The following is a 14,006-nucleotide window of genomic DNA, read 5'->3' on the forward strand; positions in this document are numbered from 1 at the left end:
GTAATGCAAAAAGCCATTATAGACGGCAAAAAAGTTATTTAATTGCCTATTTTTGCATTTTACACATAGAGTGTTGCAGCCTTCTATACGGAGTTTTTATGTCTTTAGACCACGCACCAGATCATATTAAATTGGCTGTTGATCTGATTGAGTTACTTGAGAGTCATGATATTGAGCCTAATGTGGCCGTGGGAGCACTAACCATTGCGTTACGAGATTTTCAACGGAAGGTGAAAAAAATGGATAGCTCAGAAGGTGAAGCAAAAAAGCTAGATTAGAAAGCTTTCAAAATGCTTCTCTAACGTATTAATAGAAGTCGAACAGTAGCTGATTTTATCAAATTGACTATAAATGGAATAAATATAAGAGGTCATAAATATGGAACTGATTGCCACCATTGCCACAACGTGTGTCGCGCTTTTACATTTGTATATTATGTATATCGAAATGTTTCTCTGGGATAAGCCTAAGGGAATGAAAATATTCAAATTGCAGCCAGAATTTGCGAAAGCCAGTAAAGTCATGGCAGCAAACCAAGGGTTATATAATGGTTTTCTTGCTGCGGGCTTGTTGTGGGGAATATGGCTTGGTGTGGCAGGTATTCAGGTGACGGTATTCTTTTTGCTCTGTGTGGTGATTGCCGGTGTGTATGGCGCGATAACCTCAAGTAGGAAAATTTTATTCGTACAAGGTTTGCCTGGTTTGATTGCATTGCTTGCTGTTTTATTTGCGTCATAACACATTTTTAAAGGAAATTAGGTGATGTCGGTAAAGGAAAATTTACAACTAATGGCATCTTATAATCAATGGATGAATCAATCTATTTACAAGGCGGCGGCAGAGTTGAGTTATGCTGATCTGGTGGAAGAAAAAGGTGCGTTTTTTGGTTCGGTGCTAGGTACTCTAAATCATAACCTTGCAGGGGATATTATTTGGCTTAAACGCTTTGCCGATCATTTTATTGAGCTTTCCAGTCTAGACTTGGTTCGCACCATACAAAGACCAGCGGCACTTAACACGCAATTGTTTAGTGAATTAGCGCCATTGCAAGGTCAGCGTTTTGAGTTAGATGAGTTAATTATTGCCATGATGAATGAAGTCTCGGATGAAATGCTGGCATCGGCGCTGGTATATAAAAACATGAAAGGAATCGAACATTCGCAAAGATTTGCTTTTACATTGCAGCATTTTTTTAATCATCAAACTCACCATCGCGGACAAATAACCACGTTACTATCTCAAATGGGCACTGATTTTGGCACAACCGATCTTATAACCACCATTCCTTCTATGTAATTGTTATACTGCGCTTTAAATGTATTAAAAAAAGAGTTTTATTTTGCACACACTTGACCAACTTAATCGCAGCGAGTTGAAGGGCGTGGTTCGCCTACAATTGTCCGAAGGTTTAACAACGTTTCCTGAAGCCATTTTTGACCTTGCTGATAGCCTAGAAATTTTAGATTTATCGAATAATCAGCTATGCGATTTACCAGAAGATTTATCCCGACTAAAAAAACTTCGGATACTGTTTTGTTCGAATAATCGTTTTACGCATCTGCCAGAGGTTCTTGGGCAGTGTGAAAACTTGGAGATGATTGGTTTTAAAAATAACCAAATATCAAGCGTATCTTCCTTGTCTTTGCCCACACAGACTCGTTGGCTTATTTTGACGGATAACGAGATTGCCTTCCTACCTGATGACTTTGGTAAGTTGGTTCGACTGCAAAAACTGGCGCTGGCGGGTAATCGCTTAACGTCTCTTCCAGACTCCATAGTGCATTGTCAAAAATTAGAGCTCATACGTTTGTCGGCAAATCAGCTGGTGGCTTTTCCTGATGCATTATTAGCACTACCGCGTTTGGCTTGGCTGGCATTTTCAGGTAATCCATTCTGTGCAGAGCGTGATCCGCATAATGAATTTAAAACCGTATCATTTCGAGACTTAGACTTGCATCAGGTATTAGGGCAGGGCGCATCTGGGGTTATTTCTCTTGCCACATGGAAAGAAAACACCTTTAACTTTTCAGATTCGGTTGCGGTAAAAGTTTTCAAAGGTGAGGTGACCAGTGACGGTTACCCTGAAGATGAGCTGGATGCGTGCCTTGCTGTTGGTAGTCACGATAATTTAGTTCAACCTCTTGCCAAGGTGACAGAGCAGGATTGTTCCGCTCTTGTAATGGAACTCATCCCTGCCCATTATACAAATTTAGGCAAACCGCCCAGCTTGGAGTCTTGCACTCGGGATACTTTTGCTGATGATCAACAATTTTCAATTGATAAAATTGCCCGAATTATTGAACAAGTGGATCAGCTGGTGTCACACTTTTGTAGCAAAAAAATCAGTCACGGAGACTTATATGCCCACAATACTCTGATCAATGAAGAAGGGCATATTTTGTTTGGCGATTTTGGGGCGGCTTCAAAATATGCCAATTTATCAGCTAATCAACAGCGCGGGATTGAGCGCATAGAGCGACGTGCCTTTGGTTTTTTTATTGATGATATGCTGGGGTTATGTGTTCAAGAGGATAGAAATACGGAGCTTTATCAATTACTTCGATCTCATGCTTTTTCATAGCAAGAGAGCTTTATGCTAAGTGATGGCGCAAACTAAAACGCCGAGCATCTTTTTGTGATGCTCGGCGTTTTTTACGAACGGATCAAACTCTAGAAATGCTTAAAGCATTTGTTTCGCTTTCTCTGTTAAGCGAATGGTTTGGTCACAAGCATTGGCCAGTTCAACCCCTTTCTTAACAAAATGGCGACTGAAATACTCTTTGTGCTCGTCATGTTCGTGGAAATTGTGCGGTGTCAGTACGGCTGTTAGTACTGGTACTTCTGTTTCCAATTGCACTTGCATTAAAGCATTACAAATCGTGGAAGCAACGAAATCATGACGATAAATACCGCCATCTACCACTAGGGCTGTACCTGCTATCGCAGAGTATTGTCCACTTTTGGCTAGCAGTTTTGCTTGTAATGGAATTTCGTAACCACCAGGAACGGGAATAACGTCAATTAATGAAGCATCATAACCGCGAGCGATAAGTTCGTTTTTAAAGCCATCAACACATTTTAGAACGATGTCTTCGTGCCAAGAAGCGTGAAGAATTGCAATGCGTTTTGTGGCTGGAGTGAATTCAATGTTATTCGTTGAGCTCTGATTCATTTTTACATCCTAATATTGCTAAGGTGAATCAGGGCGAACGGGCAGGCAAATACGCCACTATAAAAGGGCATACCTTCAATCTGACACAGCAAAAAAACCATGTCAATATAGGTTTTGTCTGACGCGCTCTCTATCATCCGGACTGTAACCGTCGGCTCTGGAATTACACCAGATCTGCTGACCCTAAAAGATAACAATCTTAAAGGCGCTCGCGGGCTTAGAAATAGATTCTTTACCGCCGGTGGGGAATTTCACCCCGCCCCGAGAACGAAGTCGGATAAATCCGACCTGTGGAATATACTTGTTTTATACCTTAAGTGTCAAAGCGTAACGAATTTTCAATTGTGTTGGTTTTGTGACTATTTAATTGTTTGCGAGATGTTAAGGAAGGTGCGAACAAGTCCTCTTGTCTCAGCATGTGGATAAAAGCCTGTTATTCGAGGCGAGTAGCGAATGTAAATAGTGGTTCTATTTTCGAGGTGCTCAACAAAGAATGCAGGCTTTTAGGCCATGCCCTGCGGGTCTTTCAGAGAAAACGCCACATGTCGTTGCGACTCTTTGAAAGGTACCTACATTCCTTCAGAGTCGCGCCTTATTTGACGATTTCTCTGAAAGACTGAGGCTTAGTAGACTTATTCGCACCTTCCTTAAGTAACAAAAAGTAACTAATAACAAATATTGCTTAGGTAGAGCTAATTATCTGGCCCGATATAATATGAACTGATAGTGTCGTAGGTGTTTATTGAAATGACCTTTTGGTCAGGATTAGGTTGTTAACGTTTTGAATGGAGTCTCATAGAGTGCAGATTAAAAAGTTTCTGTTACAAATTGTTTTCGTTGGTATTGCCTTCTTTGGAGTTACAGCTTGTAGTTCTATACACAAAGATACGGCTTTAGATGATGGTTCATATGAATTAGAAGATATCGATCAGACCAATTCAGCCGACTATCTTTGTGACAACGCGCCATTGAATATATTCTTTCATGCAGATCAAGCCAAGATGTCTTGGAAGGACAAAAGTTATTTGTTGACTCATGCTGTTAGTGCGTCTGGCTCATTTTACTTGGGTGAGGGCTTGTCCTTTTGGATTCATGGTGACGAAGCTGAGTTAGAGTTTAATACTCAAGAGAAAGCGCATTGTCATTTGGTTCGTATTGAATCTTAATCACCACCTTGTTACCTGAGCATTGCTCACTTTAAATCGTGGTGTTTTCATCCCGTCATAATTGCAATCCGTGTACAATGGTCTCATTCGCGCACCTAAGCGCTTGATTATATTGTAGAGATTCGATGAGCAAGTTATTTGTAATGGGTATGGGGCCCGGTGATTTGGGCTTAGTTGCACCAAACGCCACTAAAGCCTTGAGCGTATGCAGCGATTGGGTTGCTTATGGCTATTATTTAGATCTATTAGGCGAACTCAGTGAGGGCAAAACCTTCCATAACTTACCACTTGGTGAAGAGATAGGGCGCGCCCGCTTAGCCCTTGATTTGGCTTCGCAAGGTAAAAGCACAGCCTTGATTTCCAGTGGTGATATTGGCATTTATGCCATGGCGACTTTGGTGTTTGAATTGCTGGATATGCAATTGCAAGGCAAAGAAGACCATCCAGAATGGTTGGATGTCGATATGGAAGTCATTCCGGGTATATCTGCAATGCAAGCGGGTGCCAGTCGAGTTGGGGCCATGCTTGGTCATGATTTCTGTACCATCTCTCTCTCCGATTTATTAACCCCATGGGAAACCATAGATAAGCGCTTGCATGCTTGTGGTGCTGGTGACTTTGTGGTGTCTTTTTACAACCCTGTCTCGAAGAAACGCGACTGGCAATTGAATCATGCTCGTGATGTTTTGTTGCAGTATCGTCCTGCTAGTACGCCTGTGATGATTGGCCGTCAGCTCACTCGTCCCGAAGAAGAGATTACTTTTACAACACTGGGTGAATTAGATGCCAAAGACGTAGACATGTTTACCATGGTCAGCGTAGGGAACTCAGATACGAAACACATAGTCAATGGTGACAAGCATTGGATTTACACACCGCGTGGCTACTCTAAAAAGCTGTAACGCGCTTATCAAGGTTAAGTAAGGGAAATAAATGAAGGTTTACTTTATTGGCGCAGGCCCTGGTGATCCAGATTTAATGACGGTGAAAGCAGTTAAAACCATCGAGCGATGTCCGATCATTCTTTATGCTGGCTCACTTATTCCAACACAAGTTATCGATAGCGTACGTGGCAGCGCCGAGGCTATTTACGATACCGCGGAAATGAACCTTGATGAAACCACCTCAGTCATTGAAAAAGCCGCGCAAGAAGGCAAGGATGTTGCCCGTTTGCAGTCTGGTGATCCTGCTTTGTATGGCGCTATCGGTGAGCAAATTCGCCGCTTGGAAGCGTTAGACATTGATTACGAAGTGATTCCTGGCGTCAGTGCGGTAGCGGCGTCGGCGGCATTACTTCGCAAAGAATTGACCTTATCGGGCGTTTCCCAAACGGTCATTATGACCCGCTATGAAGGTAAAACCCCGTTTCCAGAAAGAGAGCGATTGCCCGCGTTAGCGCAAAGCGGCGCGACACTAGCCATTCATCTTGGCATTACTCGCATTCATAAAATTGTTGAAGAACTCATTCCTCATTATGGTGAAGATTGTCCGGTTGCTGTGTGTTATCGCACAAGTTGGCCAGATCAGGACTATGTTGTGGGAACTTTAGCGGATATTGTTGCCAAAGTAAGAGAGAAAAAATTCACTCGCACCAGTTTGATCTTGGTCGGGAAGGTATTAGACACAGAAGATTTTGCCGACTCCTATTTGTACGATAAAGGGCAAGCGCATATTTTTCGTAAGATACATAAGTCTAAGAAAAACTAATTTTAAAAATACGATCCCTGAAAGTAAGAAGGATGAATCATGCAATTGAATAAAATACCGACAACAATTGTGACTGGCTTTTTGGGCAGTGGTAAAACAACATTATTGTCGAATGTACTTAAACAAGCGGCTGGAAAGCGCATAGCAGTCATTGTTAATGAATTTGGTGAGCTAGACATCGACTCAGATCTTTTGCGCTCTTGTCCACTTGATTGTCCAGAAGGTGTGGAAGAAGGAAGCCAGCGCAGTGACGATGGCTTTTATGAACTCGCCAATGGCTGCATTTGCTGCACAGTAGAAGAAGAGTTTTTGCCTGTAATGCAGCAGTTGGTCGCCCGTCGTGGTGACATTGATCATATTTTGATTGAAACCAGTGGTTTGGCGTTGCCAAAGCCTTTGGTTCAAGCGTTTAACTGGCCAGGCATTAAAGAGCATTGCACAGTGGATGCGGTGATTACCGTTGTCGATGGCGCGGCTGTTGCGGCGGGTCGTTTTGCTCATGATGAAGACAAAGTTCAGGCACAACGTCTAGCGGATGAAAGTTTGGACCACGACCCTAGTTTGCAAGAATTATTAGATGATCAGCTAAGTGCCGCCGATCTGGTTGTCGTCAGTAAAAACGACTTATTGAGCGACGAAGAACGTGCTCAAGTTCAAGCTGTCATTACCAATGAAGTGCCAAATACGGTTAAAACCGTTTATATCGAAAACGGTGAAGCCGCATTGGATCTTTTGTTAGGTATTGATGCTGCAACGGAAAGTCGCATTGATGACGTGCATAATCATCACGACCATCATCATGCGCACGGTGAGCATCACGAACACGCTCATGATCATTTTGATTCTTTTGTGGTGACGTTAGGAGAAGTGCAAACGGATCTTTTGCAAGAAACCCTGACGCAGCTGGTAGAAGAACACAATATTTTCCGTATCAAAGGTTTTGCGGCGGTTCATGGCAAGCCGATGCGTAAAGTGTTTCAAGTGGTGGGTACCCGTATAGACCGTTACTTTGATCGTTTGTGGCAGCCAGATGAAGTGCGTAAAACTCAGTTAGTCTTTATTGGTAAAGGCATTAGTAAAGAGCAGATTGAGAATGTTCTGCACGATGCTTTGAGTGCTTGATATTTAAACGAAGCGGCTGCGTTTGTGGCGCCGCGCATAAATATCGAATAACTGAATGACAAGATTGATACACTGGAGAAAGAGTGCACTTATTAGCAGCCAAACCGGGTGGCTTTGTCGACGATGAGGGGATTGTCGATCTTGGTCAAACGCCAGCAGACTTAGTGATTTTGGCGGCGGCTGATAGTGTACTCGGCGCACTGGGTAGCGCTCTCGACCAGATCGAAGCTTTCCGTTGTTCCAATGATGGATTGGACGAAGTGCGATTACCGAGTGTTCGACTGGCCAATTGGATGCAGCTGGTCAAACCCGCTGCTTACGATTTATACGAACATAAGGTGCTCGATCACGCCAAAGTCGTGGTGGTTTCGCTACTGGGTGGGGAGCATTATTGGTCCTATGGTTTCCAGCGTTTGCAAGCTTGGGCGAAAGGGAAAGCGGGGCGCACTCTCATTGTGGTTCCGGGGGACGATACGCAAGATCCTGCATTAATGAGAGCGTCTACGGCGCAACCAGAAGACTGTCATCGTGTTTGGCGCTATCTACGTGAAAGCGGCCAAACCAATTCACAGCAATTATTCTATTTCCTCGCAGATCGTTACCTTGATCAAACTTGTCCTTGGCAAGAACCCGCGCCTTTACCTAGTGCGCTAATTTATCATGCTGGTCATTCTAGTGGGTTTGCTCAATGGCAACGTCATTATAAAGATTGCTTGGCTGAAGATCGTCCCGTTGCCATTTTGGCTTTTTATCGCTCGCATTTACAAAGCGGAAATACCGCCATGTTTGATGGCCTGATTGGGGTATTGGAGCAAGAAGGCTTGGTGCCTTTGGCTGTGGCTGTGAGTTCACTCAAAGATGATGTGTCCGTAGGCTTAATTGAATCCCTAGTGGAACGCACTCAAGCCAAAGTCATTCTAAATACCACAGGCTTTGCCGCAAATCGTGTAGGCAGCCCTGATCTATCATCCGAACCGACAGATTTTCAATCCGCATTTGCTTCGCCCATTCCAGTACTGCAGTTGATTTTGTCAGGCAGTACTGAAGAAGACTGGCAGGGGCAAACGCAAGGCTTGCGCAGTCGTGATGTGGCTATGCAGATTGTTTTGCCTGAAATGGACGGCCGCATTGTTACCCGTGCTGTGAGTTTTAAAGCATTAAGTCACTACAATGACATCGCTCAAGTGGATTTGGTACGTTACGAATTACACCAAGAGCGAGCGCGTTTTGTTGCTCAGCTGGCGATGCGCTTCGCCCATTTAGCCAGTAAACCCAACCATGAAAAACGCATTGCTTTTGTGTTGGCAAATTATCCAACGAAAGACGGCCGTATTGGCAATGGGGTTGGGCTGGATACGCCAGCGTCAGCGGTTAATTTATTAAAAGCATTAGAAGAAGCTGGTTATCCGATAGAGAATATTCCAGATCATGGCAATGCCTTGATCGAGGAATTGCTTGGGGCTGTTACCAATAACCCCAATAGTCTGCATGAACGAGGTTGCTGGCAGAGTCTCGCCCTGGAAGACTATTTAGAGTATTTCTATCAGCTGCCGTTGGAATGCCAAAACGCGGTTTGGGATCGTTGGGGACCGCCAGAAGACGATCATAAATGCCGCGAGCAAAATGGTCAGCGTCGTATCATGTTGGCGGGGATTCGCTTAGGTGACACCTTTGTCGGTATTCAGCCTGCCCGTGGGTTTAATTTGGATCTTGCGGCGAACTACCATGATCCAGATTTGATTCCGCCTCACAGCTATTTGGCTTTTTACTTTTGGCTGCGTCACGTCTACAAAGTCGATGCCTTTGTGCACGTGGGAAAACATGGCAACCTTGAATGGTTACCGGGCAAAGGTACGGCTTTGTCTGCTTCTTGCTGGCCTGATATTGCCCTTGGGCCAATGCCACACTTTTATCCCTTTATCGTGAATGATCCGGGGGAAGGGGCGCAAGCCAAGCGTCGTACCCAAGCGGTGATTATTGACCATCTTATGCCGCCGATGACACGTGCAGAAACCTATGGCGAGATGGCCGAATTAGAAAATCTAGTTGATGAATATTATCAAGCCATGGGAATGGATGTGCGCCGTGAAAGCTGGTTGCGCGAGCAAATTCTTCAGAAAGTCCAAACCTCTCATTTATTGGAAGAGTTAACCGGTATCGAACCTGATAATGAAGACACTGTGCTGGAAGGTTTGGATGCCTATTTATGTGACATTAAAGAAGCTCAAATTCGCCATGGTTTGCATCGTTTAGGGGAGCTACCCGAAGACGATAAATTGGCGGATACGCTGGTGGCCTTGTTGCGTTTACCACGAGGCAGTGACATCACTAGCCAAGGCATTTTGCACGCATTAGTGAACGATTTGTCATTGCAGCACGACGGCTTTGATCCAATGAAAAGTGAGCGCACGTCTTGGGCTGGTGACAAGCCAGACGTCTTGTTAGCGGTAAGTAGTTTGGCTTGGCGAACCCATGCCGACACCAAAGAGCGCTTAGAATTATTGGCTAAATCCTTGGTGCTCAGTCATTTGATGGGCAATGAATCAACCGAGGAATTGGCCGCCAAGCTGCCTCACACCGCCATGCTATTGGCACACAGTAAAAAGCGCCTATTAGTTGCTTTGCAACAAAGTGCGCAGGATGAAATACAAGCCTTGATTACGGGGTTGGCGGGGGGCTTTATTCCTCCAGGGCCTAGTGGCGCGCCGACACGTGGGCGGCTCGACACATTACCGACAGGACGCAATTTCTTCTCGGTGGATAATCGCGCCATTCCGTCACCAGCGGCGTGGGCAATTGGTCAGCAATCGGCCGAAGCGTTAATCCAGCGACACTTACAGGAGCATGGGGATTATCCAAAAGATTTGGGATTGTCTGTGTGGGGAACGGCCACCATGCGAACTGGCGGCGATGATATTGCACAGGCCTTTGCTTTGATGGGAGTGCGTCCTATTTGGGCGGCTGGTTCAAACCGAGTGACGGATTTTGAAATTCTTTCCTGCATGCAATTAGGACGTCCACGCGTGGATGTCACCTTGCGCGTTTCGGGCTTCTTTCGTGATGCCTTTGCCAATGTCATGCGCCTTTATGATGCCGCGGTACAAGCCATTGCCGATTATCAAGAGCCAGGCAATGGCAATGTTATTCGTGCTAACGTGGAAGCGCGCAAAAGCAAATTGCTCGCTCAAGGTATGAGCGCGGAAGAAGCCAGCCGCCAAGCTTCCTATCGGGTATTTGGTAGTAAACCAGGTGCCTATGGTGCTGGGTTGCAAGGCTTGATTGACGAGCGTTGCTGGGATACCAAAGCGGATCTTGCGGAAGCTTATGTGAACTGGGGCGGTTATGCATACGGTTCCAATAATGACGGAACAAATAATAAGGGCGAAGGGGTAGAAGCCAAAGCGGCGTTTGTTGAGCGTTTGTCGCAACTGGATGCGGTTGTACAAAACCAAGATAACCGCGAACATGATATTCTTGATTCAGACGATTATTATCAATTCCAAGGTGGCATGACCAACGCGGTGACGGAATTTCGTGGTCAAGCACCGAGTGTGTATCACAACGATCATTCGAATCCGAGCTCACCCAAAATTCGCACTTTGAAAGAAGAGTTAAACCGAGTAGTAAGATCACGGGTACTGAACCCTAAATGGATAGAAGCCATGCAAACACATGGTTATAAAGGCGCTTTTGAAATGACCGCTACGGTGGATTATCTATTTGCTTATGACGCGACAACGGATTTAGTGTCGGATTATCAATACGAACAAGTGACCGATCGATTATTTCTTGATCCAGACAATCAAGCCTTTATACGCGATAATAACCCCCATGCGCTGGAAGAAATGGGCGAGCGCTTATTAGAAGCGATACAACGAGGCATGTGGCAAAACGCCGATGCTCATAAAGAAAAAATTCAATCCTTGTTGCTTGATTTAGATCAGCAGCAAGAGCAACGTCAGTGATCTTGGGCAGAAGATCTCTTGTAACCTTGCGGCTAATATCTAAACTGATTAGTCGCAGAGATGATTTAAAGTAGAGAGAAAAAATGAGCAATAAAGAACAGGCCAAAAAGGGCATTATGATTTGTGGTCATGGCAGCCGTGATAAAGACGCGGAGCGTGAATTTGGCTTAGTGGCAAAAGGACTTAAAGAGCGTTATCCAGACCTTCCTGTGGAATATGGCTTTCTTGAATTTTCTGCGCCCAATATTCATATGGGGCTAAATAGCTTGGTAAACCAAGGTGTGGAAGAAATCTACGCTGTACCGGGTATGTTGTTTGCTGCGACCCATGCGAAAAACGACATTCCTTCTGTACTGACAACGTACGAAGAAAAGCACCCAGGTTTGCATATTACCTACGGTCGTGAGTTAGGCCTACAAGACGACATGATCGAAGCCTTTCAAGCGCGCATTTATGAATCGCTTGGCCTTTACCCTGAAAACCCACCAGAAAATTTATACGACACCATGCTGGTGGTGGTGGGGCGTGGTACGTCTGATACGTCGGCCAATGCCGAAGCCGCTAAGCTGACTCGTATCGTCAATGAAAATATGGGTTTTGGTTGGGCGGATACCGTCTATTCTGGGGTGACTTACCCTTCTGTTGGTGTGGGTCTTGAAAAACTCATGAAGCTTGGTTTTAAGCGCATTGTGGTGGCGCCTTACTTCTTGTTTACCGGTCGTTTGATTAAACGCATTCAAGGTTATGTGAACAAAGTGGCTGAAGCGAACCCAGGTGTGGAATTGATTCAAACTCATTACCTAAGTGACCACTCTCGCGTGATTGATGCCTTTCAAAACCGTGTTGAAGAGATCATGCAAGGAGAACTGCAAACGGGCGAAGAAACCTTGATGAACTCCTTCAAGCGCCGCCTTGCCGCTGGTGAAGTGGATGTGCATCATCACCATGCGGAGTTTGTAGATCCGCAAGATGATACACAAGGTTTGTCTGAGTTTGATGCGAAGCATGTGAATGTGGTTCAGTCAGAAGGTCATGATCATGCACACTCTTTAGTGCTAAAGCATGATCACAGCCACGGTCATTCCCACAGCCACGACCATTCACACGGTCATAGCCATGATCACTCACATGGGCACAGCCATTCGCATGGGCATTCCCATGATCACGGACATAGCCATGGTGTTTACAAGCACATTGGTCACCCAATGGGACCGCGTACTATGATTGGTGAAGGGGTTTGCTGCTGCTTTATGAGCCAGTTTACGGATGAGATTCTCGAAGAAGAGAAAGATAAAATCGAGGGTGATTGCACGAAAACTGCGTTTGCCCATCGATAATGGACCTTGTTATCACGATAAAAAATCAGAGCCTAGGCTCTGATTTTTTTTATTAGCGAAATACGTTATCTCGTAGGCGTTATATCGCTTTTTTCTTCTCTAGAGCTTGCCTCATTCTTTACCGTGTCCTCGGAGTTGGGCTCGATTTCCACTGTTTCTACTTTTGGTTCTTTTTAATGCATGTTGTAAGTCTATTTCGTTTGGCAAGTCTTTGTGTAGGAGAAATGGGGCGTTAACTAAAAAATTGATTTAGTCATTCCAATACATTAAGGAATTAGTTTTTGGGATTTTTTTACACAAAATAGACAAATTAGAATGTATTCACCTTATAACTTTCCTTTTAGGGTTTAATTTCTATAAATGCTTTTTGCCTCAGTTTTTATTATAAGATCTCTTTATAATGGTTCGCATTCATTATATTTATTGGGAGTCGGGCCAAGGTGCAAACAGTAAACCGTTATACAAGAAGAGGTATGTTCAAGCTAAGCAACGTATCTGCCATTAAATATTACCTTTTAAGTTTTTCTCTGTTAGCTACGATGCCAGTTTTTGCGGATACAAGTTGGGTTTCAGCAACGCTAGATAATGATGTTTTTGTGTATGAAGACAATGGTTATACCAATGGGCTTTATGTTTCATGGTACGACTTAAGAGATAGTGATGCTTCTGATCACACTCCAGATTTTTGGGTAAAACCGCTTATGTGGACTATGCCCTCAGGGCCAGTAGAAAGCTCCGCCAATATCTATGGTATTGGACAAATTATCAATACTTCGGATGATATTGAAGATCCAAATCCACCGAAAAATGATTTTCCATACTCGGCTTTGTTAGGCCTTAACAATACTTTTATTGCTACCCGAGGCGATCATGCAGATCGTGTAAGTACAACAATCGGTATTGTCGGTCCTCTTGCATTGGGGGAGCAAACACAAAAGGTTGTACACCGTATTATTGGTGCGCAAGAGCCTATGGGGTGGGATACTCAGCTGAAAACGGAAGTTGCATTTCAATTATCTCGCAGTCGTATTTGGCGTTCTTGGGCATCAGAACTAGACACTATGGATCTGCTAACAGGTGCTGACATCAGTGTTGGAACCATTAAAAGTTCAGTGAGTACCGGTTTTATGTTTCGCTACGGACGGAATTTAGCCGTTTCGTATCAAACGGTTTTGTTATCGGAGAACAGAATGGCTAATCCAACTGCTGTGGGGAATGGTTGGTTTGTCTATGCCGGTTTAAAAGCGGGTTATGTTTTTAATCAAATCTTTACGGATGGTAATACTTTTCGTGATAGTCGATCTATTGATTACAACCATAGAAATAATATATTTACCACGGGATTAACTTATTCATGGGGAGAGTCCGCTCTGTCTTTTGCGGTTAATTCCCCTTTTACTATCAATGGTAGTGATGCAGATAAAAAGTTTGATGAACAGACTCGTTATGGCACCTTGACCTTTGCTTGGCAAATATAACCACGTCTGATTTATTTGTTTTCCAATACGATCGCCCCGAGAGCCTACTAAAGCTCTTG

The 14,006-nt window shown here is 44.3% G+C and carries 12 protein-coding genes and 1 riboswitch; of the genes, 11 read left to right on the forward strand and 1 reads right to left on the reverse strand.

Annotation, left to right across the window (positions count from 1 at the left end):
• Positions 1 to 98: 98 nt before the first annotated feature.
• The 4 genes from C0J08_RS07035 (at position 99) to C0J08_RS07050 (ending at position 2,581) form a co-directional block, all read left to right on the forward strand.
• On the forward strand, positions 99 to 278 hold the full coding sequence (locus C0J08_RS07035; protein ID WP_212655387.1) for a DUF2496 domain-containing protein: 180 nt from the start codon (positions 99 to 101) through the stop codon (positions 276 to 278).
• A gap of 100 nt (positions 279 to 378) precedes the next feature.
• Positions 379 to 738 (forward strand): DUF1304 domain-containing protein, encoded by a 360-nt coding sequence (locus tag C0J08_RS07040; protein ID WP_212655388.1) that lies wholly within the window; start codon positions 379 to 381, stop codon positions 736 to 738.
• Between the two features lie 24 nt (positions 739 to 762).
• A complete protein-coding gene (locus C0J08_RS07045) occupies positions 763 to 1,296 on the forward strand; it encodes a DinB family protein (RefSeq protein ID WP_212655389.1) in 534 nt (177 codons plus the stop codon).
• A 43-nt stretch (positions 1,297 to 1,339) separates the two neighbouring features.
• Positions 1,340 to 2,581, forward strand: a complete 1,242-nt coding sequence (locus tag C0J08_RS07050; protein WP_212655390.1) for a leucine-rich repeat-containing protein kinase family protein — start codon at positions 1,340 to 1,342, stop codon at positions 2,579 to 2,581.
• 99 nt (positions 2,582 to 2,680) lie between these two features.
• Here the strand turns inward: C0J08_RS07050 and C0J08_RS07055 are convergent, their stop codons facing one another.
• A complete protein-coding gene (locus tag C0J08_RS07055) occupies positions 2,681 to 3,172 on the reverse strand; it encodes a 6,7-dimethyl-8-ribityllumazine synthase (protein WP_212655391.1) in 492 nt (163 codons plus the stop codon).
• Positions 3,173 to 3,293: 121 nt separating this feature from the next.
• Positions 3,294 to 3,445, reverse strand: a riboswitch (FMN riboswitch).
• A gap of 527 nt (positions 3,446 to 3,972) precedes the next feature.
• Between C0J08_RS07055 and C0J08_RS07060 the strand changes: the two genes are divergently transcribed.
• The 7 genes from C0J08_RS07060 to C0J08_RS07090 all read left to right on the forward strand — a co-directional run bounded on the left by C0J08_RS07060 (position 3,973) and on the right by C0J08_RS07090 (position 13,947).
• Positions 3,973 to 4,338: an MliC family protein gene (locus C0J08_RS07060; protein WP_212655392.1), complete on the forward strand. Its 366-nt coding sequence runs from the start codon at positions 3,973 to 3,975 to the stop codon at positions 4,336 to 4,338.
• A 125-nt stretch (positions 4,339 to 4,463) separates the two neighbouring features.
• A complete protein-coding gene (gene cobJ, locus C0J08_RS07065; protein WP_212655393.1) occupies positions 4,464 to 5,240 on the forward strand; it encodes a precorrin-3B C(17)-methyltransferase in 777 nt (258 codons plus the stop codon).
• Between the two features lie 31 nt (positions 5,241 to 5,271).
• Positions 5,272 to 6,045, forward strand: a complete 774-nt coding sequence (gene cobM, locus C0J08_RS07070) for a precorrin-4 C(11)-methyltransferase (protein WP_212655394.1) — start codon at positions 5,272 to 5,274, stop codon at positions 6,043 to 6,045.
• Positions 6,046 to 6,084: 39 nt separating this feature from the next.
• A complete protein-coding gene (gene cobW, locus C0J08_RS07075; protein WP_212655395.1) occupies positions 6,085 to 7,167 on the forward strand; it encodes a cobalamin biosynthesis protein CobW in 1,083 nt (360 codons plus the stop codon).
• Positions 7,168 to 7,250: 83 nt separating this feature from the next.
• Positions 7,251 to 11,132: a cobaltochelatase subunit CobN gene (gene cobN, locus C0J08_RS07080; RefSeq protein WP_212655396.1), complete on the forward strand. Its 3,882-nt coding sequence runs from the start codon at positions 7,251 to 7,253 to the stop codon at positions 11,130 to 11,132.
• Positions 11,133 to 11,215: 83 nt separating this feature from the next.
• Positions 11,216 to 12,469, forward strand: a complete 1,254-nt coding sequence (locus tag C0J08_RS07085) for a sirohydrochlorin chelatase (protein ID WP_212655397.1) — start codon at positions 11,216 to 11,218, stop codon at positions 12,467 to 12,469.
• 473 nt (positions 12,470 to 12,942) lie between these two features.
• Complete coding sequence (locus C0J08_RS07090) at positions 12,943 to 13,947, forward strand: lipid A deacylase LpxR family protein (RefSeq protein ID WP_212655398.1); 1,005 nt, start codon at positions 12,943 to 12,945, stop codon at positions 13,945 to 13,947.
• Positions 13,948 to 14,006: the final 59 nt, after the last annotated feature.

It is taken from the genome of Marinomonas sp. CT5, from assembly GCF_018336975.1.
In the GTDB taxonomy this organism is placed as follows: Bacteria; Pseudomonadota; Gammaproteobacteria; order Pseudomonadales; family Marinomonadaceae; genus Marinomonas.